The sequence below is a fragment of the Psychroflexus sp. MBR-150 genome (assembly GCF_053628795.1).
The window spans coordinates 58,359-83,891 of sequence record NZ_JBRJHB010000005.1; the positions used below are offsets into that span (position 1 = coordinate 58,359).

Consider the following 25,533-nt stretch of genomic DNA (forward strand, 5'->3'; position numbering starts at 1 on the left):
TTATGAGTCTCAAAAAACGTATTTTATACTTTGCCGTTGGTTTATCTATAGGTCTTGTGTTTGTCAAAATTATATTTGATAAAAAAGATGTAAGTTTTGACTATTTACCTGAAGATAGAGTCCTAAAAACCATAAGGACAAAACAAAGAGTTTTTGACGATAAAGCCTTGCTTTTTTTTCATCAACAAAACATAGATACTTCGCTTATTCAATCTTTTTTAACTGACGGCAATGTCAACTTTAATAAAAGTCAACAACGAAAAAAACCTTGTAATTTTTATTATATAGAATCAAAATATCAAGAAGATAAATTGGCTTTAAATATAAAAAATTGCGATACCTTGGTGACTATTCAAAATACATTTAAAATTAATGAGAAATAATTTTAAAAATAAAATCCTTTGATTATGTTTGTTCAAAAGTTTAAGTAATGAAACGCATCATCGTTGACTATAAAAAACTCACCCCAGAAATACTCTCGTTGTTAGTCGAAAAATATCCTGATGGTTATGACGATAAGCACATTATTAAATTTAAAAACGCTAAAAACGAAAGTGTAGAAGCGGTTGAAGTACGCACAGAAGACACTATCTATCTGGTCAAAATCAGCACTAAACTTGAAGTCAGTATGGCCGATTTTGATATCGACGACTACGAAGATGAAGACTTTAACGAAAGTATAGTTGATATTCAAAACAGAGAAGAAGAAGACTTAGAGAGTTAAATTCCTTAATAAAATTTACTTTTTTTATTATATATTGATTTTCAAAAAAATAATTGTATTTTTGCAACCCTTTTAGAGCAAGTGGATTCTAAACGGGAAATATTTTTAAATCAATGTATAAACACTTCTGTTTGAATGCATAAATCCACATCGAGCAGAATACAAATTTTAATCAGCAATGGCTGAAGACACAAAAAACGAAGTGCAACCACAAGTTGCCGAAGAAACACAAAAAGAAGCAAATCAAGCTTCAACTTCTGAAGAAACACAAGTTGCAGAAGTGAAACCAAACCCACAACAAGACCAACCTGAAGAATTTTTAGAAAACTTTGATTGGCATCGCTACGAAGAAGGAATCGAAGAAGTTGATGACGAAAAGTTAGAAAAATTTGAACAACTTGTTGAAGATAACTTTGTTGAAACTTTAGACAACGAAGTTGTTCAAGGTAAAGTGATAAACATCACAGATGAAGACGCTATCATAGATATTAACGCCAAAAGCGAAGGCGTTATCTCTTTAAACGAATTCAGATACAACCCTGATCTTAAAGTTGGCGATACAGTAGATGTCCTTATTGATGTCAGAGAAGATGCCGAAGGACAATTGATTTTATCACACCGAAAAGCCCGTGTTATAAGAGCTTGGGAACGAGTTAACAAAGCACACGATGAAGGTACAATTGTTACTGGTCACGTTAAGTGTAGAACCAAAGGCGGTATGATTGTCGATGTGTTCGGTATTGAAGCTTTCTTACCAGGATCTCAAATCGATGTAAAACCAATTAGAGACTACGATGCTTACGTTGGAAAAGAAATGGAATTTAAAGTGGTTAAAATCAACCATGAGTTCAAAAATATTGTGGTTTCTCACAAAGCACTTATCGAAGCTGACATTGAAGAACAGAAAAAAGAAATTATCGGTCAGTTAGAAAAAGGTCAAGTCTTAGAAGGTGTAGTTAAAAACATCACATCTTATGGTGTATTTGTTGACCTTGGAGGTGTAGATGGATTAATTCATATCACTGATTTATCTTGGTCTAGAATCAATCATCCTAATGAAGTATTAGACCTTGATGAAAAACTTAACGTTGTAATTTTAGACTTTGACGAAGATAAAACACGTATTCAACTTGGTTTAAAACAGTTGAGCAAACATCCATGGGAAGCTCTTGATGAAAATCTAAAACCTGGCGATACTGTTAAAGGTAAAGTAACTGTTCTTGCAGATTATGGAGCTTTTGTAGAAGTTGAAGAAGGCGTTGAAGGTCTAATTCACGTTTCTGAAATGTCATGGAGTACACATTTACGATCAGCTCAAGATTTTGTAAAAGTCGGCGATGAAGTTGAAGCAAAAATTTTATCTTTAGATAGAGAAGAGCGTAAAATGTCACTTGGTATTAAACAAATGACGCCAGATCCTTGGACAGATATCACTTCAAAATATCCAGTTGGTTCTAAGCATAAAGGAACCGTTAGAAACTTTACTAATTTTGGCGTTTTTGTAGAACTTGAAGAAGGTATTGATGGTTTAATATATATTTCTGATCTATCTTGGACAGAAAAAATTAAACACCCATCAGAATTCTGTAAAGTAGGAGATGAGCTAGAAGTTGTTGTTCTAGAATTAGATGTTGAAGCCCGTAAATTAAGTTTAGGTCACAAACAAACTAAAACCAATCCTTGGGATAAATACGCTAAAGATTTCGCAGTAGGAACTAAACACACCGCCGAAATTAAAGAAATTGTGGACAAAGGAGCAACCGTCGAATTTAATGAAGATGTAACGGCTTTTGTCCCTAATCGACACCTTGAAAAAGAAGATGGTTCTAAGTTGAAAAAAGGTGAAGAAGCAGAGTTTATCATCATAGAGTTCAATAAAGAATTCAAACGTGTTGTGGCTTCTCACACTTCTATTCACAAGAAAGAAGAAGAGAAAATTGTAAAAGAAGCCGCAGCTAAAGCTAAAGATGAAGATAAAAAAGCTACTTTAGGTGATGCTAACTCTCAATTACAAGCTCTAAAAGATAAGATGAACGAAGATAATAAATAAGTCTTTTATATAATCTTTTTAAACTATAAACCGCCTCATAATTGAGGCGGTTTTTTTTATTGTAATACCTTATACTAATTAACGTGAGTTTGATATAAATTCCAATAAAATATATTCATAAAATACAGATATTTAATCATTTGTTATGTCGAAAGAGCGAAGCATGAGCGACGAGACATCTCGGTAGGATGAGATTTCTCCTCATTCTTCGTTCGAAATGACAAAATTTGCTTACAAAAAGATGTAATCATCTGATTTACATTTTTCTATAAATCGAACTCACGTTAATTAAGTTCGCAAAGTTTCAATATATTGATATCATTCTTAAAAAAATTACCATCATAACAAAAATGATTTCAAAGCAAACAATATTCTATTCTAAATGCCCAAATTTCCCATTTGTAAAATCTTTGATGGCTTGATGAATTTCTGCTTTGGTGTTCATCACAAACGGGCCTTGAGCCGCAATAGGTTCATTTAAGGGCTGACCGCTTAAAACTAAAGCCACAGCATCTTTATCAGCCTTAATTTCAAAATCTTCACCATTGTTTTCAAACAACACAAAGTGATCGGTTAAAATTTTTTGGTTTTGAATTTCAATCTCACCTTCTACAACCAGGACACAGGTATTAAATTCAGCAGGAAAACTAAATTCAGCTGAACCGTTTGCATTTAACTTGGCATTCATCATATGTATCTCTGAAAAAGTATCGGCTTTTCCTTGGGTGTTTTTGTAATTTCCAGCAATAACTTCTATATATCCAGAATCACCGTCTAATTGATGTTTTGAGAGGTTATTTTTAGAAATGGCTTGATATTTTGGTGAAGTCATTTTGTGTTTAGCAGGCAAGTTTACCCAAAGTTGTACCATTTGAAAATCGCCACCTTTTTTACTAAATGATTTTTCGTGGTATTCTTTATGTAAAACTCCAGAACCAGCTGTCATCCACTGCACGTCACCTTGTTCAATTACACCTCCGCCACCATTGCTATCGTGATGGGCTATTTTTCCTTGATAAGCTATGGTTACCGTTTCAAAACCCCGATGCGGATGTACGCCAACACCACGTGGAGTTTCTGTTGGCGAAAAGTAGTATTTTGAGTTGTAATCCATCAAAATAAATGGATCCATACGCTTCATATCTAAGGGATAAGTGCTTGGTATGAAATTATGCACACGAAATCCATCACCAACAAAATGAGGATGAGGTGGTTTTATGATTGTTTCTATTGTTTTTTCCATAGGTTTAAAATTCAAATTTTAATTGTGCTGAAATGGGTTTTGTTATGTTTTTGTTCTCTTTTTCTGTATTAAGGTTTGAAAGACTAATACCGATCAACCTTACAGAATCTTTCAGTTTGTTTTGATAGAGTAGAGCTTTTGCTTCTTCATATATTAATTCTTCAGATGAAATATACAACTTTAAAGTTTTACTTCTAGTTTGGACTTCAAAATTAGAATATTTAATTTTTAATGTAATGGTTTTGCCAGCAACATCTTGTTTTTGTAATCGTTTACTAACTTCTTTTGCAATGTAATGAAGCTTATCTTCTAAAAAAACTTCAGAACTTATGTTGTCTTTAAAGGTACGTTCTGCACCGAGTGATTTTCTGGTGCGTTCTGCTTTTACAGGACTGTGATGAATGCCACGAGACACCAAATAATAATACTTTCCACTTTTGCCAAAATGCTCCTTTAGAAATTCAAGTGATTTCAGTTTTAAATCCAAACCCGTAAAAATACCAAGTCGATACATTTTTTCTTGAGTAACTTTTCCTACGCCGTAAAATAGTCTGATTTCTAATTGTTCTATAAATTTCTCAACCTCTTCAGGTGGAATGGTTTTTTGACCATTAGGCTTGTTGATATCGCTTGCCACTTTTGCCAAAAATTTATTGATAGAAATACCCGCTGATGCATTTAAACCCACTTGATTTTTAATTTTTTGGCGTATTTCTTCAGCTATTTTTGTCGCACTGGGTTGACCTTTTTTGTTTTGGGTTACATCCAAGTAAGCTTCGTCTAAAGATAGTGGCTCAACCAAATCAGTATATTCAAAAAATATTTTTCGGATGCGTTGAGATATTTCTTTGTAGCGATCAAATCGCGGTTTGACAAAAATCAAGTCCGGACAAAGCTGAGCCGCTTTATAACTACTCATCGCACTTTTTACACCAAACTTCCGAGCTTCATAGCTTGCTGCCACTACAACACCACGTTTTGAACTGCCACCAACGGCAATGGCTTTGCCTTGTAATTCAGGCTTATCCATTTGCTCTACGGAAGCATAAAAAGCATCCATATCGACGTGGATGATTTTGCGGTGGGTTGATTTTGATTTAGTAGCTTTAATATGTTAAAATTTAATGTGATTAATGAAAAATAAACTGTTTATTATTATAAATTTGATTTCAAACACTTCAAATGTTAATAAGCCTTGACACTCGATTACGAGATTAATTTTATATATCTTTAAACCTTTTGAATTTACACAGTTTAAAATATAAGATTTCAAATGATTTTAAAAATTAAGTTTAACTAAAATATTTGTAACTATTTATAATTTAAAACAAATTATGAGTCAAGCAAAAAAGTTATGGGATTAAAAATTTCATGCATAAATTTTTGATAATTTGAACAAAAAAAAAGCTACTGATCTTACATCTCTAAATTGACTTCTAAAAGCCTTTATCTTAGTATTAAATGATTCTGCAGAAGCATTTGTGCTTCTCTACTATCAAAAAATATTCGGCATTGTTAGAACATTTCAAGGGATTTAAATCCCTTGGTGATAATACACCAAAAAGCGACTTCATTATTCAATCAAGTCGCTTATTTTTCTTCAAAAATGATGTTCAGTTGTATTATGACTACATTTTAAAATTTTAAATGAAAACCAGCATAAATTCCAAAGGGATGACCTGGTCTTAAACCTGCTGGAACTCTTGCAGCGAGGTATTCATTGTCAAATAAATTAATAACATTAGTGCTCAGTTTTAACTGTGAGTTTAATTGGTAAGAGACTGATGCGTCAACCAAAAATAAAGATTCTACTTTGTTTTCTAAAGGAATAGAGCCTACACCAGCTTGGGTTCTGAATTCATCTCTATATCTTGTGTTGAGGTTAAACTCAAAACGTTCAAAGCCATAACCAACACCTAAGTTGAATTGATGTTTTGGAATGTAAGGCAATTCATCTCCAACTTCTACATCGCCCCAAATGCCTACAGGTGAGCTAAATGCTGTTTTGAACTCGGTATCTGTATAGGTGTAATTGAAGTTGATAGGTAAACTGTGCTGAGTATTTTTTAAGAGGTCGTAGGTCAATTGAAATTCAATACCTTTCACATCAACTTCGCCAGCATTAAATAAGTCTAAGTTGCCATCTACGCCACCAGTAGCCGCTAAATCGCTTCCAAGCATATTGCTGTAATCGTTATAAAATCCTATGATTTCACCACTCAATCCTTTGTAATCAAAACGTGTTCCTATTTCGAAATTTAAGCTTTCTTCTGGATTTTGATTTTCTACAAAACCAGCAGGAGCAAAACCTTTGTGTAAGCCTACAAAAGCAGAAAAGTTATTGTTAAATTTATAATTAGCACCAATACCAGGAATAAATTGATCGAAGTTGTTTTCAGTTATATTCAAGTTTGTTCCTTCTCGTGTAACATCAGATGTGCCAAAATTCTCTCTGGTCAATTCTACATTTTCATAACGTAAACCCGGTGTAAGCGTTAATTTATCAATTTTTAATTTGTAAAGCAGGTGAGCTGAAACAGCATCTGCACCAGAGATTCTATTGCTTTCTGTGCCAGGCGTACCTGAGTTTGTAAGTTGCATTACACCATTTTCCATCCTAAAATCATCAAACCACTGAAAGCGGTCTTCTTCATCACTGTGATAACGAAATCCAACTTCAATGTCGTGAAATACTTGACCTGTTGTAAAATGATAATCAAATTTAGTTTGAATACCACGAGAATAATATTCGCGGTTATTATTTTTTACCCTTAAAGCATCATCAGGCGAATCACTTCCTGTGATATAAGAAAAAGCTTGTGGAAAATCATTGGGATTTTCTAATAAATCTGAAATTCCAACTGTATTAACGCCACTAACCACACGATCAAGTTTGAACCAATTACGATCAAATTCGTTGTTGTAGAAAGTTGTGGTTAACACTATATTTTTAGTAAACTCTGCCATATGGGTTAGCATCACTTGTCTGTGAAAAGTTCGCATATTGTCAACTTGACTTCCTGCATATCTTCTAAATGGTGTTTTATCAAAATCTTCTTGAGTTAGACCGAGGTAGGTTTCATCAGAGTCTTCGTCGCTGTATTGAAGTTTTAATTCTAAAGATTGATAAATTTTGGCATCAGGGTTGGTATTGATTCTAATTTTTCCAACAATATCATTTCTGTCAAAACCAGTTCCTCCAGGACCGTCTAAATCTTTAAAACCATCAGATTTATTTTTCATATATTCAATGGAATAGCCAATGTTTTGATAAGAGTCGCCAAATCTGGCAAGGGTATTAGTAGTTCCAAAAGAGCCATAGTTAGATTTTATTTCACCTTGAAATGAATTAGGAATTTCGGTTGACACAAAATTAATGGCACCACCAGTGGTAAATGGTCCATATTGTATTTGGCTGCTTCCTTTTAAGACTTCTACAGCTTGCATTCGGGCTACATTTGGAAAATAATAGGCTGCAGGAGCAGAATAGGGAGCAGGTGCAGCCAAAACGCCATCTTCCATTAATGTGATTTTTGAAGATCTTTCGGGTGAAGTTCCTCTTAAACTGATATTTGGTCTTAGTCCAAAGCCATCTTCTTCATAAATATTGACGCCTGGTACTTCAGCCATAACTCTGGTGATATCAAAATAATTGTGCTTTTCAATGTCTTTAGAAGACAAATAGTAAGCCGAACCCGTTCTGTTTTTGGCTTCAAATTTACCGCCGAGAAGTTTACTAGCGGTGATTATAACTTCATTTAGATTTTCTATAGAGTCATATTTAACTGTTTTTTGTTGTTTTTTGTCTTGTGCAAAAACAAAACTTGCTATTAATAATGATAAGAGAGTGAAAATAAACTTGTGCATTGGCTTTTATTTAGATTTAATCAAATTAAGAGCGACAAAAATAAATCGAAACTTTTGATTTTAAAAGTTTATTTAGAATAAATAAAAATAATATTTAGTTATGAAAACGTATTTAAGTATAGAGTTTAATTATACACTTTCATCAAAAACAAAATTGTATTTGAGAATGCATTTTATGGTTTAAGTTAAAATTATTTTTAAAACGAAGTAAAGAAATGCCCAACATTTCTTAAGTAAAGATTAAAATAAAGTGTGTTAACATTAATTTATGATAAGCTTGTTCGTTTGAAACCGAACTAAAATTATATTTGCCACTCAAAATTAATTTTACTGTTTTGAACAAAGGTAATACCTTGATAGAAGAGTTGACTTCGCATTTTGAAGTTGAATATAATTTGCCACCCTTAGCGGCAAAAATATATTCATTACTTATTCTTTCAAGAGAAAAATATATAACTTTTGAGGAGTTGATTAATTTCACAAATGCTAGTAAAAGTTCTGTCTCTTGTCAATTAAATTACTTGATAGATGAAGGACGCGTAGATTATATCTATAAAGAAGATAACAGAAAACGCTACTTTAAAACTAAATGCGATTATTTGAGGAAAACTTTAGAACTTCACTTGATTAAAATAAAAAGGGAGATTGCAATGCTCACCAAAGTTATTGAATATAAAAAAGAACAGGATATGAGTCAAGGTGGCGTTTCAATAGTAGAAAATCATTTGAAAACCGAAAAAGAAAATATCATTAAAACTATAAATAAACTCAAACAAACAAGTTATAATCTAGAACATCATGAAAAATAAATTAATCGTTCTTTTATCTTTCTTAGCAATCATTGTAAGTGCCTGCCAAAATAAACCCAAAAGGCAAGCACCACCACCACCTAATCTACCAATTATAGAGGTAGAGACTAAAGATATTACAACTTTTGCTGAATATCCTACACAGATTGAAGGGGTTGTGAGTAGTGACATTAGGTCAAAAGTGTCTGGATATATGACAGAAGTTGTTGTTGAAGAAGGTGCTGCAGTTAAAAAAGGAGAGATTTTGTTCAAACTTGAAACTGAAAGTTTGAGTGGAAATGCATCAGCGGCTAGAGCTAGGGTAAATGCTGCTCAAATTGAAGTAGAAAAGCTAAAACCTTTGGTAGAAAAAGAAATTGTAAGTCCAAAACAATTGGAAACTGCTAAGGCTCAATTAGAAACCGCAAAAAGCGATTTAAAAAGTATTACTGCAAATGTAAATTATGCTACAATCAAAAGTCCTGTTGATGGATATGTAGGCACCATAAATTACAGAGAAGGTGCACTGATAAACCCTAATGACATCACTCCTCTAACAAGAGTGGTAAAAACCGATAAAGTCTTTGCTTATTTTTCGGTTAATGAAAAGGATTTTCTGAATATGGTCAATCAGTTTAATGCCGATACAAAATCAAAAACCAATTTAGAATCATCATTTCCAGAGGTTACTTTAATTATGTCTAATGGAAAAGAATACAACAAAAAAGGAAAAATCACAAGTATTTCTAGTCAAGTGAATCGCGAGACAGGAACAGTTAGGTTTAGAGCTACTTTTGATAATCCTGAATTTATTCTAAAAGATGGTTTGACTGGTAGAATAAAAATTCCAAACGACACCAAAAATGCTCTTGTTGTTCCTAGAGTATCTACTTACTCCCGACAAGGTAAAGAATTTGTTTTTAAATTTAACGAATCAGACTCTACTGTTACTGAAAAAGTGATTGATGTAGTCAGAGCTGACCCTTATTATATTGTTAAATCCGGTCTAAGTAAAGGAGATAAAATTGTTGCAAGAGGTGCTAATAAAATTAATGACGGGGTTAAGATAAAACCTATTTCTTCAACAATGGATTCGATTGTAAATTCATTTGATAAAGTTTTTAAATAATATATATCATGCTAAAAACATTTATAGAAAGACCAGTTTTATCAACTGTAGTTTCAATTATAATCGTGATGCTAGGGATTCTTGGGATAGAACAATTGCCAGTAACCCAATATCCTGATATAGCACCACCAACAGTCAGAGTTACTACAAGTTTTCCTGGAGCCAATGCCAAGACTATTTTAGAGAGTGTTATAACACCTATAGAAGAAGAAATCAATGGTGTGGAAGGTATGACATACATTACCTCATCTGCGAGTAATGATGGAAGTGCAACAATAACTGTATTTTTTGAAAAAGGATACGATGCTGATATTGCTGCTGTGAATGTTCAAAACAGAGTAGCAAGAGCTAATGCTGTGCTTCCAAGTGAAGTGATAAGAAATGGAGTTATTACAGAAAAACAGCAAAACTCAGCTCTACTTTATGCGGGTATATATTCAACAAGTGAGGATTATTCTGATACTTTTATTCAAAATTATCTCAATATAAATATACGCCCAGAATTACAACGAATCAATGGAGTAGCTAATGTTGATGTATTTGGTGGAAAAGACTACTCTATGCGAGTTTGGTTAGACCCAGACAAAATGGCGGGCTACAGTATAAATTCTTCTGAAGTAATCGCAGCTATAACAGAGCAAAGTCAAGAAGCAGCAGCAGGTGCTATAGGACAAAATGCAGGAAAAGCCTTTGAATATGTAATCACTTACAAAGGACGACTTAAAACGGCCGAAGAGTACGGAAATATCATCTTAAAAACATTAGATAACAATCAATTTCTTAGATTGAAAGATGTAGCAAAAGTAGAATTGGACGCTTTTTCTTATAACATTTTATCTAGAAGTAATGGTCATCCAAGTGTCAACTTTGGTATTTTTCAAACTCCAGGCTCCAATGCACAAGAGGTTATCGAAAATATATATGCTAAAATGGATGAGTTGAAAGAGGATTTTCCTAAGGGTTTAGAATTTATTGTCAACTTTGATTCAAATGATTTTTTAACCGCATCATTAGATAAATTACTTAGAACTCTCTTTGAAGCCTTTATACTTGTATTCTTTGTGGTTTTTATATTTCTACAAGATCTTAAATCTACTTTGATTCCTGCCATAGCTGTTCCAGTATCCATAGTAGGAACTTTCTTTTTCTTAAATATATTTGGCTATTCTATCAATTTACTGACGCTTTTTGCTCTTCTTTTAGCCATTGGAATTGTGGTGGACGATGCCATTGTGGTTGTTGAAGCAGTATATGCAAAATTAGAAGGTGGAGTTGAAAGTGCTAAAGAAGCATCATTATCTGCTATGAGCGAAATTAGTGGTGCAATTGTTTCTATAACACTTGTTATGTCAGCCGTTTTTATTCCAATTACGTTTATTCAAGGACCTGCTGGGGTGTTTTATGAACAATTTGGTGTTACATTAATTGTAGCCATAATTATTTCAGCTGTAAATGCTTTGACCTTAAGTCCAGCATTATGTGCTTTATTTTTAAAACCTCCTAAAAAAAATAAGAAAACAAACCTTTTACAGCGATTTTACAATGCTTTTAATGCAGGTTTTAATGCCGTAAGAAACAAATATGTGAGTTCATTAAAGTTTTTGGTAAGACAAAAATGGGTTACTTTACTTATTATTTTAATAGCAGGTGCTGCTATATATTTTGCTAATAAAATTACGCCAACAGGATTTGTTCCATCTGAAGATAGAGGTGTTATTTTTGTTAACATGGCACTGCCTTCTGGAGCTTCATTAGATAGAACTTTTCAGGTGACAGAAGAAGTTTACGATCGAATTAAAAAAATAAAAGGTGTAAAAACAGGATCTTTTGTTTCAGGTATTAACTTCTTCTCTGGTGCAGGTAGTCCATACGCTATTGGATTTATCGTTTTAGATAAATGGGAACAAAGAACAACCGAAGACACCCAAATCAACGCTATAATAAGGAAGTTAAATCAAACTACTTCTGACATAGCAGATGCACAGATTATATATTTTATGCCACCTAGTGTTCCCGGATATGGTGCAGCAGATGGTTTTGAAATGCAACTTGTAGATAAATCTTCGGGGTCATTAAAAGAATTAGATGAAACGGCCAAAAGATTTGTCGGTGGATTATTTCAATCTCCATCAATAGCTTATGCCAATAGTTCGTTTAGTTCAGAATTTCCACAATTTAAAATGGATTTAAATGTGCCTAAAATTAAAGCTAGTGGTTTAACTGTAAATGATGTTTTATCTACTATGCAATCTTATTTAGGTGGATTCTTTGTCTCTAATTTCTCTAGGTTTGGAAAACAGTATAGGGTTTTTGTTCAAGCATTGCCAGAAGATCGTGAAGATGTAGAAAGCCTAAATAGTATTTTTATGAGACTCCCATCAGGAGAAAATTCGCCAGTTTCAGAATTTGTAAATTTAGAAAGAGTTTATGGACCACAGAGTATCAAGAGATTTAATCTTTATAATGCTGTGACTATAAATGGAAGTTCAGCACCTGGCTATAGCTCTGGAGATGCTATTCAATCAATCAGGGATTTAGCAGAAAAACAATTAGGTAATGACTACGATATCGCTTTCTCAGGGATTACGCGTGAAGAAATAAATGCAAGTGGTCAATCTGTTGTAATATTTGCTTTAAGTATTCTATTTGTTTTTTTCTTTCTTTCTGCACAATATGAAAGTTATCTTCTCCCGTTTGCCGTTATCTTATCTTTACCTATAGGAGTTGCAGGAGCATTTTGGAGCACAAATTTAGCTGGATTAGAAAACAATATTTATTTCCAAATTGCCCTTATTATGCTTGTTGGATTACTAGCAAAAAATGCCATTTTGATAGTAGAATTTGCCATACAAAGACGTAACGCTGGTTTTAGCCTTTACGATGCAGCACTAAACGCAGCCAAAGTAAGGTTGAGACCTATCTTGATGACATCTTTTGCTTTCATCATAGGATTGCTCCCATTAGTTTTTGCTGGCGGTGTAGGTGCTGAAGGAAATAATTCAATTGGAACAGGAGCCGCAGGTGGTTTATTTGTTGGAACTGTTATTGGAATTTTTGTCATACCAGTTCTGTTTGTGGTTTTTCAATGGTTGCAAGAAAAAGTTAGTCCATCCAGTAGAGAGAGAGTCAGAAAAGCTCAAGCTAATCTAAAAGAATCTTATAGATCATGAAATATAGTATAAAATCCATTCTCGTAATTATTTGTTTGTCTTCACTGCAATCATGTTTTGTAGCAAAAGACTATAAACGACCTGAAGAACAAATTGAATCTGTAAGCTATAGAACAGATCAACTTCCAAAAGATTCTATTCCAGTTTCTAAAGTCAGTTGGAAAGAAATGTTTACTGATCCAATACTTCAAAATCACATTGAAGAAGCTCTAGAAAACAATCAAGATATAAGGATAGCTTTGCAACAAATTATGGCTGCAAATTCTTATTATAAACAAGGTAAAGCTGGATATTATCCTAGTGTGAATGTCAATGGTAATTTTACTCATCAGGAATTCTCTAAAAATTCACAATTTGGTGGTTTCTTTTCATCAATAGATCAGTATGAACTCAGTGGTGCCTTGTCTTGGGAAGCTGATATTTGGGGCAAAATAAGAAGCAATAAAAGAGCAGCTCAGGCTAGTTTTATGCAGTCTCAAGCTGTTCATAAAGCGGTGAAAACTGATTTAATTTCTAGAATAGTGACAGGTTATTATCAGATTTTGGCCTTAGACGAACAGGTAAGAATAACTGAAAAAACTTTGGAAAATAGGCGAAAGAGTCTTGAAACAACTAAGGCATTAAAAGAAGCTGGCAATGTAACTTCTGTTGCTGTAAACCAAACAGAAGCATTGGTTTTTAATGCTGAAGCTCTTTTACTTGATTTAAAAAATAACATAAAACTGTTAGAAAATACGCTTTCAATTTTGAAAGGACAATCACCAGGTGAATTTAAAAGAAGTGATTTTTCAAATCAAGAAATCAATCAAGAATTGGCTACTGGTGTAGCTTCAGACTTATTAGAAAATAGACCAGATGTGATTGCTGCAGAATACAACTTGATAAATGCTTTTGAACTGACAAATGTTGCCAAAAGTAGATTTTATCCTTCTATAACTATTTCTGCTACGGGTGGTTTTCAAAGTTTAGATTTTGACAACTTTATTTCATCTAATTCTTTGTTTTCAACTATAATAGGAGGATTTACTCAACCTATTTTTAACAGAAGACAAATTAGGACGGACTATGAAGTAGCATTGAGCCAAAAGGAACAAGCTCTTTTGAGTTTTGAGAAAACTTTGCTAACAGCCAGCAAAGAAGTTTCTGATGCCATGCTGAATTACCAAAACGCTATTCAAAGAATAGAGTCAAAAACTAAAGAGTATCAAGCTTATGAAAAAGCCTTAGAAGACTCGCAAGAATTGTTAAACAACGGTTTAGCAAATTATCTTGAAGTCTTGAATGCTCAAGAAAATACCTTAGCTTCAGAGCTTGAAGTTACTCAAATAAAATTTAATAAATTCAGTGCTATTGTTGAGCTATACAGAAGTTTAGGTGGTGGATGGCAATAAGTTTACTGATATTTAAATTTAGGAATGTTTTCTAAAAACTTTTTTTAATAAAGAATATTTATGGGTCTTTAGAATATCAAATAGCTAAGTTTTTTATATCTTCAACTTGAAACGGTCATCATGATTGATGAGGATTTACAGAATAGAGAAGACGTGACTAAATTAGTCAATGACTTCTATAATAAAGTTCGTCAAAATAAAGAGATTGGTCATTTTTTTAATGAGAGCGTTCAAGATTGGGACGAACATCTCAAAAAGCTCACTGATTTTTGGGAAACCAATTTATTTTTTAAAAATAAATACAAAGGTAATCCCAAAAAGGCTCATATTGAAGTCGATCAAAATTTTAATGAAAGCATAGAACAAAAGCATTTTGGCATTTGGCTCAATCTGTGGTTTGAAACAGTGAATGAAAATTTTACTGGCGAAAAAGCCAATCGTGCCAAAAATAACGCTCGCAATATGGCGTCACATATTTTTATGAAAATATATATGGAAAGACAAAAGCGCTAAAATTTGAATCTATCTTTAGAAAGCAAGAAACATATTTAAATCAATCATAATTCAACTTCATTTTATCTTATTTCCTCATAATTAAAAATAAAACATTTATTCTGTAGACTATGGCACTTGATGAATAGTTTGCAATTTTCTACAAACATTCATCTTTAATTTGTATTATTGTTTAACTACTCAAATTATCTATAAGAAAATACCGTTAAGTTAAATATTATCAAAGTCAGAGTATGAAGCTATCCCAATGGTACCAGTTTATAAAGCCCAACTTAAATTTTTTTAATAATGGTTTTTTTGAATTTCCATTTTTAGCTAATACGCCTGAATTATTTATAGAGTCAACTATAAAATCGCCAGGTAGCAAACACATAATCGAAGACCAAGTCGTTTATAGAAATAATCCTTTCATTAAAGGAGAAATGCACTATCGAGAAATCGATGAAGGATTGTGGCTTACCATTACAAATATAAACTTTAAACATAATACTATAATAAAATCAGATTATGCCAAAGATATACCAAGTGAGCACTATACAATCACCTTTACAATTTTTGAAAGTGAAGTTAAACTTCTAAACACATTTATAGACAAGGTGCCATTCTTTAATAAATTCTGGGGTTTCAAAAAGCCAGGTACCGATGTTGGAGCTAGTTTTTATAAAGGTTCTAAATGCGAATTTTATATTTTCTACATCAGTCCAGCCTGGTTAGAAAAACACATACCACTTGATAAGCTGGATGCTGAAATTCCATTTAAAAAGTTTTTAGATTCCGATAAAGGATTTATTTCCTACCAGGATATAGTACCAAATGTAGCCACCTTGGCTCGTGAAATTTTACACACATTCAAAACGTTTAATGACGATGTGTTTAGTGAAACTATATTAAAAACACAAAGCTTAAGCTTGATTTCCTCTTTTTTTAAAAATGTATTTGCCGATTTACGACATGAAACCTATCAAGAGAAAGGCGTAATAGATTACAAATTAATAGCAAAATGCGAGAGTATGATAGCCGCTAATTTGTCAGCACCTTTTATAGGGATTGAAGCTCTCGCTAAAAAACTGAATATATCATCTACCAAACTAAAAATGGACTTTAAATCTGTGTACGGAAATACTATTTTACAGTATATAATCGATAAAAAAATGCAGTTGGCAATGCAGCTTCTTTTAACAACAGAACTTCAAATTAAGCATATTAGCAATCAAGTAGGCTATGATAGTCCTAGTAAATTTACTGCCACATTCAAGAAAAAATACGGAAAGCTCCCTTCCGCTTATCGCCCTGATAGCCCTGCAAGCTAACTTATTGTACCATAAGTTGAAATATGTCCGAATGGGCTATTGATTTGTCTGAATGGGTTATTAGAATGATGTTTGACAAAGTAATTTTGCTTCATAAATAATTAAATATAAAATTATGAATCGAAAACTTTACTTTTTTATGGGTATGCTATTTATGGCGCTTACCTCTTTTTCACAAATATTAGATCAATCCAATGCTCCAGAAAGCATAGGAGGTGGTACTTTTACTGTAAGTTCCAACAACAGTGTTGGTCAGTCATTTACAGCTGGTATTACTGGGGATTTATCTCAGATTAACATTAGGTTAGGAGATTTTTCAGACAACTTTACACCTGGTGACTTACAGTTGAGGATATTGTCTGGTGATGGATATTCAGGTACTGTTTTAAATACAACCACCATAGAGGTTTTAACAGTAGGAGATTCATTTGGGTATCAAGAAGTGGTTATACCTCTTTCTGAAAATGTTCCTGTTATAGCTGGAAGCACATACACCATAGATTTACAATTCTCTGGTAATGTTGGAACTCAAGGTGTTGGAGGAAATACAGGCCCTTACCCAAACGGTGTTATTTACAATAATAATTTTCCTTTTGGTGCATATGATTTGTGGTTTAAAACTTTTGTAACTGTAGACCCATCGACACATTTAAATTTTGATGGCGTTAATGATTATGTTCAATTACCTGATGTATCTGAGCTTTCGTTTTTAGTTAATTTGACCGTTGAATTTTGGATGAAATCGATTGCAAATCCAGGTAATTTTGAAACATTAGTTGTAGATGGAGAAGCTGGATTCGGGTTGTTATTAAATGTTAATGGTGGAATTATGCTTGGTGCTGGAGGACAATTTATAAATTCAACATCTACTGTAACAGATGGAGAATGGCATCACGTTGCAGGAACATTTTTTTTATATGGAAATGAAACATCATTAAAATTATATATAGATGGTACACTTGACCAATCTGCAATATTAAACGGTCTCTTAGTTTTGAATGATCCTTCAAGTCCAGTTTTTATAGGTGGTAGTGATAATGGTTTAGACCTTAATTTTACTGGCTCTATGGATGATTTGCGTTTTTGGAATACAGCACGTACAGCCTCAGAAATCTCTACTAATATTGAATGTGAGTTAACAGGCGGTGAATCTAATTTAGTAGCTTACTATAATTTTAACCAAGGTTTAGGTAGTCAAGATAACTCAAGTATAACATCTTTGACCGATGAAACCGCTAGTGGTCTTGATGGTGTTTTAACAAATTTTGCTCTTACAGGGACATCTTCAAATTTTTTAACTGATGCAGACATCTCTTCGCCTTCAGAACCTGTTGTTATAACACCGGTAAATTATACTTTAGGTGATACAGCTACACCACTTACAGCTACAACAAATACTTCTTCTTTGGTCTGGTACGATGTGATGACTGGAGGAACGCCTCTTGCTGGCGCACCAACGCCAAGTACTACAGCGGTAGGAGAAACGTCTTATTGGGTTTCTAGTATAAATTCAAGAGGTTGCGAAAGTGTAAGAACAGAAATTGTGGTCAACGTAAATCCTGTACTTCCTTCCACCCATTTAAATTTTGATGGCGTTAATGATTATGTAGAATTAACAAGCGAATCAAGTTTCGATTTTACGAACCAAATGACGATTGAATTTTGGATGAAATCTGACTATAACCCAACGCAATGGGATGCAATAATAGCAAAAGGCGACGATAGTTGGCGTATTGCTTTAAATCAAGACGGCACTTTAAATTTTGCAGGAAGTAATGCCTTTGGTGATGTCTCATCAGTAAGTAGCGTAATTGATAACAGTTGGCATCATGTGGCAGTTACTTATAATAATGTAGAGGCAATCATTTACATAGATGGTATTCAAAATTCAGCTGTTACAGGTAGTGGTACTATCAACAATTCAACTTATCCAGTTAGTATAGGCGAAAACCTTCAGGCAACAGGAAGATTCTATCAAGGAAATATTGATGAAGTTCGGATTTGGGATGTCGCTAGAACTGCTGAGCAAATAGAGAGTTCAAAAAACTGTGAAGTAGAAGGTAGTGAAGTTGGATTAGTAGCTTACTATAAGTTTAACCAAGGTTTAGGTAGTCAAGATAACTCAAGTATTACATCTTTGACCGATGAAACCGCTAGTGGTCTTGATGGTGTTTTATACAATTTTGCTCTTACAGGGACGACTTCAAATTTTTTAACTCAAGTAGTGAATACTGTTGTGAATCCAATAACAACCCCTACTTTTGACATTGCAGATATTTGCGTTGGAGAAACCCTTGATGCTTTGCCTACCACTTCGCAAAACGGTATTACAGGTACTTGGTCTCCTGTATTAAATAATTTGGCTACAACCGAGTATACTTTTACACCAGATGATGGACAATGTGCTTCTCCAACAACTCTAGAAATTGTAGTCAATGAATTGCCTATTATTACGGCCAATGACACTGAAAGCAAATGTGAATTTGGTAGTCTTATGTTAGAACCTACGGTAACTAATCCAAACGCACAAAGTGCTGTTGGTTTCGTGGGAGATTTTGCAGAAGATAATTGGACGCAATTTGCACCAGCTATTTCAAATGGTAGTATTACCTTTAGTGAAAGTAGTGTTACGATGATAGCTAGTAACACAGGCTCTGGCAATACAACGCCTAATTCTGCTAATATTACAATGCCGTACAATGCTACAGTATCTTTTGATTGGAATTATTCATCTGAAGATATTGCAAGTGGTGACTTGCCTTTAGTTGGAACAAACTCTGGCGATTTATCCTTGTTTAATGGTTATTCTACAGAAGGATCTTCATCACAAAGTGGAGTTCATAGCATTACCATTGAAGCGGGAAATAATTTGATGTTAACCATAAATTCAAACGATATCAATGGTAGTTCAACAGTAACTATTTCCAACTTTCAAGTTACGCCTAGCAATACCTATTTATGGGAAGCCAGCAATGGAGGTTTAATTTTTGGAGCAACAAATGAACTGAATTTAGCAGTTGATGAGGCTGGTACTTATACGCTTACTGTGACTAATCCTAGCGGTTGTTCTGCTTCAAAATCAATTGATGTTAGTGTAACTGAATCACCTGCTCCAGTTGCAGACGCAAATCAAGTATTTTGCAGTGGCGCAACAGTTAGTGAATTACAGGCTGAAGGCGAAAATCTAATCTGGTACAATTCAAACTTTGATGAGTTAATTAGTACAACTGAAGTTTTGAGCGGCACTTACTTTGTATCACAAACTGTCGATACTTGTGAGAGTGAAGTTACTGAGGTAACTGTAACTATAAATGAATTACCAGCGGCACCAACTTTATCGACGCAAGAATTGTGTTTTGAAGCTAGCGTTGCAGACTTACCTGTTTCAGGAACAAACAATGTTGTGTACAATTGGTATGATACAGCAACAGGAGGAACAGCTCTATCTAACGATACCGCTTTATCAACAGGAACATACTATGTTTCTGCTTTCGATGAGCTTACATTATGTGAAAGTCAAAGAATGAGTATTCAGTTGAACGTAAGTTCAGAACTAACAGCTACATTAATTTCACAGATTAATATTTCTTGCAACGGTTTAAGTGATGGCTCAGCTACAGTTGGAGTTTCAGGAGGCACAGCTCCTTACACTTATCTTTGGAGTAACGGTTCTACTTCTTCAATGTTATCAGGAGTTCCGTCTGGGGTTTATAACCTCTTTGTTACAGATGCTAATGGTTGTGGAAGTACAACATCAGTTATGGCTACTGTTACCATTACAGAGCCTGCACTAGTGGAAGCACCAATTGTAGAAGATCAAACATTCTGTGGCAACACTATTATAGCAGATTTAGAAGGCGAAGGCAATATGCTTACGTGGTATTTAGAAGTAGATGATATCGATGCTCTTAGTCATACAGCAAATGTTACCACTGGAACTTATTACGTATCACAAACTATCAATGGTTGTGAAAGTGAAAGAATTTCTGTTGAAATAACTGTGAATGAAAATCCATCTGCTCCAGTAGCAGAAGCAAATCAAGTATTTTGCGGTAGTGCAACAGTTAGTGAATTACAGGCTGAAGGCGAAAATCTAATCTGGTACAATTCAAACTTTGATGAGTTAATTAGTACAACTGAAGTTTTGAGCGGCACTTACTTTGTATCACAAACTGTCAATACTTGTGAGAGTGAAGTTACTGAGGTAACTGTAACTATAAATGAATTACCAGCGGCACCTACTTTATCGACGCAAGAATTGTGTTTTGAAGCTATCGTTGTTGATTTACCTGTTTCAGGAACAAACAATGTTGTGTACAATTGGTATGATACAGCAACAGGAGGAACAGCTCTATCTAACGATACCGCTTTATCAACAGCCACATATTATGTTTCTACTTTTAATGAACTCACATTTTGTGAGAGTGAAAGAAGCAGTGTTCAGGTGAATGTAAGTACTGAAATAACGGCTACAGTTGTTTCGCAGGTTAATGTTTCTTGCAACGGTTTTAATGATGGTTCAGCTACAGTTGAAGTTTTAGGCGGTACACCACCTTATACTTATGAATGGAGTAACGGAACTACTTCACCAAATTTATCAGGGGTTGTTTCTGGGGTTTACACCTTAGCGGTAGTAGATGCCAATGGTTGTGGTACTTCTCTTTTTGATAATACACCTGTTGTAACTGTTACCATTACAGAGCCTGCACTAGTGGAAGCACCAATTGTAGAAGATCAAACATTCTGTGGCAACACTATAATAGCAGATTTAGAAGGCGAAGGCAATATGCTTACGTGGTATTTAGAAGTAGATGATATCGATGCTCTTAGTCATACAGCAAATGTTACCACTGGAACTTATTACGTATCACAAACTGTCAATGGTTGTGAAAGTGAAAGAACTGCGGTTTCCATTTTTATATCTATAGTTCCAGACGCGCCAATCGCTGAGGCACAAATTTTTTGTGGAGTCTCCACAGTGGCTGATTTAGATGCAATTGGTACGGACTTAAGCTGGTATACCGATGTCAATACTCCTTTTTCTCTAAATCTTTCAGAATCTATCAATTCAGGAACGTATTATGTTTCAGAGACTAACCTTGATGGTTGTGAAAGTGAAAGAACTGCGGTTCAGGTTACAGTAAACTCAGTTCCAGAGCCAACAATTAGTTATAACGGTACTACTGAAAGTTTAGAAACCGGAGTTTTCGATACTTACCAATGGTATTTTGAAGGTAATTTAATTGAAGGTGCAACGGAGCAAACCTACCAACCAAGCGTAAATGGGATTTACACCGTTGTTGTAACCAACAATAACTGCGAAAACAGTTCAATTGAGTTCGACTTAACCACCTTAAGTGTTAAAGATTTCAAGGTTAACATTGGTTTATATCCAAACCCTGCAAGTAGCGAAATAACGCTAAGCTACAATGGAGTTGACACAAACCAAGTAAAATTATATATATATGATATAACTGGTAAACTAATAAGTACAAGTCCTATTAACCAAACGGTTCAAACTATAGATGTAAATAATTTAATGGATGGAGTTTATCTGTTCAGATTCATCGGATCACGCGTCAATCAAACCCAAAAAGTGATTATTAAAAAATAGTTATAGGCTACTATAATCTTTAAGCACATTAAACCTGCCAGATTACTAAAATCTGGCAGGTTTTTTTATTTAACAAGTATTCAACTGTTTTAACTTTATAAACCCTATGTTTATGGTTGAGTATATCCCTAAATCATTCTGTTGCTTTTTTAAACTTTTGAAATTTAAAATAGCTCGTTTATAAAAAGATGAAAGTATTATTCGACTACAGATATCTTATATCTATTTGATATTTGCAATTTTTAACTGTAATATAGAAAGTTTTATAAAAAGTTTTAAACCCAATCAAGAAATTTGTAAGTTATTGTTTGAGTTGTTTGGCTACATCATCATAATATTCTTGGGTAAGCACCTCAGTCCAAGTTGTAGGATTATCACCACCATAAATAGCCAAATAAGTCACATCACTTTCTTTAGTTGAAGCGTGCCAGTGTTCCGTATCTTTTTTACATTTAATGACATCACCCGCTTTAAGAATTATAGGGTCTTTTCCTCTTTCTTGGTAATAGCCTTCGCCTTCAACATAAATTAGAACTTGAATAGAGGTGTGTTTATGCCAGTCTAGCGTTGAGTTTGCCTTAAAATTAGCCTTTGTGATGTGAAAGTTTAAATCTCCTTTCACTTCTAGCACCCCATTTAACCAAGCCTCGCCAATATAGTGTGTGTTTGGTGCCTTAAAGCCTTCTTCGTGAAACGTTGAAACGCTGTATTCCTTTGATTGAGCAGATAAAAGCATAGGAATAATAAATAATAATACTGTAATTAGATTTTTCATTTTTATTTAGTTTTAATTTAATCTTTTTTTGTTGAGCCAATCGTACATAAGATTGGCAATTTCCTGATTGTTTAAGTCCGACATTGGGAAATGCGTATTTCCTTGTATACCAATTTCGGGCAGTACCACTAGTGTTACATCTCCTCCAGCATTGTTTACAGTTCTTGTCCACTTTCGAGCCATTTGAAGTGAGGCACGCCATTGCTCCTTACCAGGATTCTCAACTTCTTTTTCAGGGATGTAATCTCCGTAATAAATAATTATGGGAATTTTCGTTAGTTTTTTGAACTCACCAGTACTTACTCCTCGAGCACTTAATATGCCTCCTACATAAGGAATAGGTTTAGGTACAGCACCATTAGGGAATACAAAATTGCTCCCTGGCTCGTAAGACACTATTGCTTTTATATTTTCATTTTTAAGAGCTGTTAACCAACCTTGACCTCCACTATGCGAGTGGGTAACCAATATTCCCTCTCCAATTTTGTCAAATAAAGCAGAAACGGCATCGGTATTTATGTCGATATTTAAAGGACCTGTATCTGGAGTGCATCGGCGAAAAAATTGATTAAGTGCCTTTGGTTCTTTAGAAAACTGAATGTTTGGGTAAAATGTGGTTCCTTCACCCATTCTGAAAATACCAAACCAAAGTTGATCCTCTGTTCTTGCTTCCAATTTTATAGGCTTTAAACTCTGACCTGCAAGACCTCTTCTGGGTTGGTCTAATAAATAAACAGGAAATCCTTTTCTTAGAAAAATACTTTGAAAACCTTCACGCCCATCTGGGGTAGTTTGCCAAGTTCGCATCGATTGACCATATCCGTGCCAGAACACAAGTGGTAATTTTCGATGTTCTACAGGAATTTGGTAAAAAACAGAGGCGTGGTCACCGTGTAATGTCTGCCCTTCTGTACTTTGATTTGAAGGATTAAAAGCTCCATCAGCGATAGGATCAAAATTTCCTGTGCTTTTCTTTATACTGCCTCCCACGGCAAAAGCTCCTTGAGCTTCTATTATGAGCGGTTTCTTATTATTTTCCTGAGCATTGCTTGAGGTTATAAAAAACAAAAGGAATAGTATTGATAGTATATATGTTTTCATTTTGTTGATTTTAATTGAAAATATAAATTTAGCAAGAATAATACAATTAATTTTACACGGATTACGTAAGTCCTTACCAATATTACCGATTTTAGATAATTTTGCTTTCAGTAAAACCGATGAACTACTATCTTTCTTGTTGAATTATTTTATTTTCAATGCTTTCATTTTATTTATGATTTAACTATTAAAAGCCTATTTTTTGTAACCAGAAAGTTACTTGTTTTTTTACTTGAATTAATTTTTCACCTTCCATTACAAATAAAATACCATCGCGCTCAACGCCACCTTTTGTTGAGAAACCTTCTAAAATGGTCGAATCAGAACAGAGTTCTTCAACTGTATCAAAACCACTGCCTACACCATAGCCTGCGTTGGTATTAAACGGGATAATTGTTTTCCCGTTTAAATCATTTTCCGACAAGAAACTTTTCTTTGGTGGTGGCATTTGCATATCCCAAGTAGGGAAGCCAATAAAAATCGTGTCATTATTATCCAAATCGTTAATTTTGGTTTTTAATTCAGGCAAAAAACCTTCATCATTTTCACGATCGACTTGTGCTACAATTTTTTGATAGTTTTCTGGATAGGGGTTGACTAACCCTAAGGAAACCAAATTTCCACCAACTTTTTTTTGAATGATTTTAGCAACGGCTTCTGTGTTTTTGGTTCTAGACAGAAAAACAATTAATATATTTCTTTGCGTTCTATCTTTAATTTCAATTTGTTTTTTTGAAGTTTCACTTTGATTTTGGTTACAAGTAAAAACATTCATAAAAGACAATACAAGAATTAAGAAAGACGTTTTCATCTTTGACACTATTTTAATCATTTATGCAAAGATGTGTAAATTTACAATAGGCATCTTTATACCAATTACAGGTTGATATACCAATATTACTGATTTTGCTCATTTTTAATGATTGAATTATTTTTTTGACTAATTTTGAGTAATAATTTTAAGTTATGGAATACGATTTTAAAACTGTTAGTGACTATAATAATTTCAATCAACACGAAACCTTTCATCCATTGGTAAATGTTATTGATTTTTCGAAAGCGGACAAACGTTCTGGTTCTAAAATGTATTTTGATTTATACTGTGTGTTTTTGAAAGATGTAAAATGCGGTGATTTAAAATATGGAAAACAAACTTATGATTATCAAGAAGGAACTTTGGTATTTGTGTCTCCTGGACAAGTTATTGACGTCCTAAATAAAACCGATGAATACCAACCAATGGGTAACGGATTGGTGTTTCATCCCGATTTGTTACTAGGAATGCCCTTGGCAGGTATGATGAATGATTATAATTTTTTTCATTACCAATCCAGTGAAGCCTTACATATATCGCAAAAAGAAAAGCAAATTATAATGGAGTGTTTTTCAAAAATTAGTTATGAACTCCAACAAAATGTAGATAAACACAGCAAAAAGTTAATCACTTCCAATATAGAGCTGTTTTTAAATTACTGCGACCGTTTTTACGACCGTCAATTTATCACTCGAGAGCATATAAACTCTGATATATTATCGGATTTTGAAGTTTTACTCAATGATTATTTTAAATCTGACAAAGCCACAGAAATTGGGTTTCCTATGGTGCAATATTTTGCAGAGTGTTTGAATTTGTCTTCTAATTATTTTGGTGATTTAATCAAAAAAGAAATCGGCAAATCTGCACAAGATTATATTCAATCTAAAGTCATTAATGTCGCTAAAGAACGTATTTATGATGAGAGTAAATCTATTAGTGAAATAGCTTACGAATTAGGCTTTAGTTATCCACAACACTTTACCCGTCTGTTTAAACAAAAAGTTGGTGTAAGTCCAAAAGAGTTTAGAAGTATAAATTAAT

17 protein-coding genes are annotated in these 25,533 nt (G+C 33.7%); 11 read left to right on the forward strand and 6 right to left on the reverse strand.

Going from position 1 to position 25,533, the window contains the following annotated elements; genetic code table 11:
* Positions 1–2: 2 nt before the first annotated feature.
* From ACSSV5_RS04240 to rpsA, 3 genes are all read left to right on the forward strand, one after another.
* Complete coding sequence (locus ACSSV5_RS04240) at positions 3–383, forward strand: hypothetical protein (protein WP_211064513.1); 381 nt, start codon at positions 3–5, stop codon at positions 381–383.
* Positions 384–430: 47 nt separating this feature from the next.
* Complete coding sequence (locus ACSSV5_RS04245; RefSeq protein ID WP_454244906.1) at positions 431–724, forward strand: hypothetical protein; 294 nt, start codon at positions 431–433, stop codon at positions 722–724.
* A 178-nt stretch (positions 725–902) separates the two neighbouring features.
* A complete protein-coding gene (gene rpsA / locus ACSSV5_RS04250) occupies positions 903–2,774 on the forward strand; it encodes a 30S ribosomal protein S1 (RefSeq protein ID WP_454244907.1) in 1,872 nt (623 codons plus the stop codon).
* Between the two features lie 373 nt (positions 2,775–3,147).
* On the opposite strand, the gene ACSSV5_RS04255 is transcribed toward rpsA, so the two are convergent.
* The 3 genes from ACSSV5_RS04255 to ACSSV5_RS04265 form a co-directional block, all read right to left on the reverse strand.
* Positions 3,148–4,017: a pirin family protein gene (locus tag ACSSV5_RS04255; RefSeq protein WP_454244908.1), complete on the reverse strand. Its 870-nt coding sequence runs from the start codon at positions 4,015–4,017 to the stop codon at positions 3,148–3,150.
* 4 nt (positions 4,018–4,021) lie between these two features.
* Positions 4,022–5,128: a DNA polymerase IV gene (gene dinB / locus ACSSV5_RS04260; protein WP_454244974.1), complete on the reverse strand. Its 1,107-nt coding sequence runs from the start codon at positions 5,126–5,128 to the stop codon at positions 4,022–4,024.
* Positions 5,129–5,652: 524 nt separating this feature from the next.
* The gene (locus ACSSV5_RS04265; protein ID WP_454244909.1) at positions 5,653–7,884 is read right to left on the reverse strand and encodes a TonB-dependent receptor family protein; all 2,232 of its coding nucleotides are present in this window, start codon (positions 7,882–7,884) and stop codon (positions 5,653–5,655) included.
* Positions 7,885–8,219: 335 nt separating this feature from the next.
* Between ACSSV5_RS04265 and ACSSV5_RS04270 the strand changes: the two genes are divergently transcribed.
* The 7 genes from ACSSV5_RS04270 (at position 8,220) to ACSSV5_RS04300 (ending at position 21,799) form a co-directional block, all read left to right on the forward strand.
* Positions 8,220–8,693, forward strand: a complete 474-nt coding sequence (locus ACSSV5_RS04270; protein ID WP_247653450.1) for a GbsR/MarR family transcriptional regulator — start codon at positions 8,220–8,222, stop codon at positions 8,691–8,693.
* Positions 8,683–9,801: an efflux RND transporter periplasmic adaptor subunit gene (locus ACSSV5_RS04275; RefSeq protein WP_454244910.1), complete on the forward strand. Its 1,119-nt coding sequence runs from the start codon at positions 8,683–8,685 to the stop codon at positions 9,799–9,801. Before ACSSV5_RS04270 ends, ACSSV5_RS04275 begins: the two co-directional genes overlap by 11 nt.
* A gap of 8 nt (positions 9,802–9,809) precedes the next feature.
* Positions 9,810–12,971, forward strand: a complete 3,162-nt coding sequence (locus ACSSV5_RS04280) for an efflux RND transporter permease subunit (protein WP_454244911.1) — start codon at positions 9,810–9,812, stop codon at positions 12,969–12,971.
* A complete protein-coding gene (locus ACSSV5_RS04285; RefSeq protein ID WP_454244912.1) occupies positions 12,968–14,362 on the forward strand; it encodes an efflux transporter outer membrane subunit in 1,395 nt (464 codons plus the stop codon). Before ACSSV5_RS04280 ends, ACSSV5_RS04285 begins: the two co-directional genes overlap by 4 nt.
* Positions 14,363–14,482: 120 nt before the next feature.
* Positions 14,483–14,875 (forward strand): group III truncated hemoglobin, encoded by a 393-nt coding sequence (locus ACSSV5_RS04290; RefSeq protein ID WP_454244913.1) that lies wholly within the window; start codon positions 14,483–14,485, stop codon positions 14,873–14,875.
* 233 nt (positions 14,876–15,108) lie between these two features.
* The gene (locus ACSSV5_RS04295) at positions 15,109–16,185 is read left to right on the forward strand and encodes a helix-turn-helix transcriptional regulator (RefSeq protein WP_454244914.1); all 1,077 of its coding nucleotides are present in this window, start codon (positions 15,109–15,111) and stop codon (positions 16,183–16,185) included.
* Between the two features lie 115 nt (positions 16,186–16,300).
* Positions 16,301–21,799, forward strand: coding sequence for a LamG-like jellyroll fold domain-containing protein (locus ACSSV5_RS04300; RefSeq protein ID WP_454244915.1), 5,499 nt, complete (start codon positions 16,301–16,303; stop codon positions 21,797–21,799).
* A 301-nt stretch (positions 21,800–22,100) separates the two neighbouring features.
* Here the strand turns inward: ACSSV5_RS04300 and ACSSV5_RS04305 are convergent, their stop codons facing one another.
* The 3 genes from ACSSV5_RS04305 to ACSSV5_RS04315 all read right to left on the reverse strand — a co-directional run bounded on the left by ACSSV5_RS04305 (position 22,101) and on the right by ACSSV5_RS04315 (position 24,486).
* A complete protein-coding gene (locus ACSSV5_RS04305; RefSeq protein WP_211064498.1) occupies positions 22,101–22,574 on the reverse strand; it encodes a cupin domain-containing protein in 474 nt (157 codons plus the stop codon).
* 12 nt (positions 22,575–22,586) lie between these two features.
* Positions 22,587–23,675, reverse strand: a complete 1,089-nt coding sequence (locus tag ACSSV5_RS04310) for an alpha/beta hydrolase (RefSeq protein ID WP_454244916.1) — start codon at positions 23,673–23,675, stop codon at positions 22,587–22,589.
* 187 nt (positions 23,676–23,862) lie between these two features.
* Positions 23,863–24,486: a flavodoxin gene (locus ACSSV5_RS04315; protein WP_211064497.1), complete on the reverse strand. Its 624-nt coding sequence runs from the start codon at positions 24,484–24,486 to the stop codon at positions 23,863–23,865.
* Positions 24,487–24,641: 155 nt separating this feature from the next.
* On the opposite strand from ACSSV5_RS04315, the gene ACSSV5_RS04320 reads away from it, so the two are divergent.
* Positions 24,642–25,532 carry a helix-turn-helix domain-containing protein gene (locus tag ACSSV5_RS04320; protein WP_211064496.1) on the forward strand — a complete coding sequence of 297 codons (891 nt, stop codon included), beginning with the start codon at positions 24,642–24,644 and terminating at the stop codon, positions 25,530–25,532.
* Position 25,533 lies beyond the last annotated feature (1 nt).

Excerpts from the sequence above, each read along its gene's own strand:
- ACSSV5_RS04240 (WP_211064513.1), top strand. The coding sequence starts at position 3 with ATGAGTCTCAAAAAACGTATTTTATACTTTGCCGTTGGTTTATCTATA.
- ACSSV5_RS04245 (WP_454244906.1), top strand. The coding sequence starts at position 431 with ATGAAACGCATCATCGTTGACTATAAAAAACTCACCCCAGAAATACTC.
- rpsA (WP_454244907.1), top strand. The coding sequence starts at position 903 with ATGGCTGAAGACACAAAAAACGAAGTGCAACCACAAGTTGCCGAAGAA.
- ACSSV5_RS04255 (WP_454244908.1), bottom strand. The coding sequence starts at position 4,017 with ATGGAAAAAACAATAGAAACAATCATAAAACCACCTCATCCTCATTTT.
- ACSSV5_RS04265 (WP_454244909.1), bottom strand. The coding sequence starts at position 7,884 with ATGCACAAGTTTATTTTCACTCTCTTATCATTATTAATAGCAAGTTTT.
- ACSSV5_RS04275 (WP_454244910.1), top strand. The coding sequence starts at position 8,683 with ATGAAAAATAAATTAATCGTTCTTTTATCTTTCTTAGCAATCATTGTA.
- ACSSV5_RS04280 (WP_454244911.1), top strand. The coding sequence starts at position 9,810 with ATGCTAAAAACATTTATAGAAAGACCAGTTTTATCAACTGTAGTTTCA.
- ACSSV5_RS04285 (WP_454244912.1), top strand. The coding sequence starts at position 12,968 with ATGAAATATAGTATAAAATCCATTCTCGTAATTATTTGTTTGTCTTCA.
- ACSSV5_RS04290 (WP_454244913.1), top strand. The coding sequence starts at position 14,483 with ATGATTGATGAGGATTTACAGAATAGAGAAGACGTGACTAAATTAGTC.
- ACSSV5_RS04295 (WP_454244914.1), top strand. The coding sequence starts at position 15,109 with ATGAAGCTATCCCAATGGTACCAGTTTATAAAGCCCAACTTAAATTTT.
- ACSSV5_RS04300 (WP_454244915.1), top strand. The coding sequence starts at position 16,301 with ATGAATCGAAAACTTTACTTTTTTATGGGTATGCTATTTATGGCGCTT.
- ACSSV5_RS04305 (WP_211064498.1), bottom strand. The coding sequence starts at position 22,574 with ATGAAAAATCTAATTACAGTATTATTATTTATTATTCCTATGCTTTTA.
- ACSSV5_RS04310 (WP_454244916.1), bottom strand. The coding sequence starts at position 23,675 with ATGAAAACATATATACTATCAATACTATTCCTTTTGTTTTTTATAACC.
- ACSSV5_RS04315 (WP_211064497.1), bottom strand. The coding sequence starts at position 24,486 with ATGAAAACGTCTTTCTTAATTCTTGTATTGTCTTTTATGAATGTTTTT.
- ACSSV5_RS04320 (WP_211064496.1), top strand. The coding sequence starts at position 24,642 with ATGGAATACGATTTTAAAACTGTTAGTGACTATAATAATTTCAATCAA.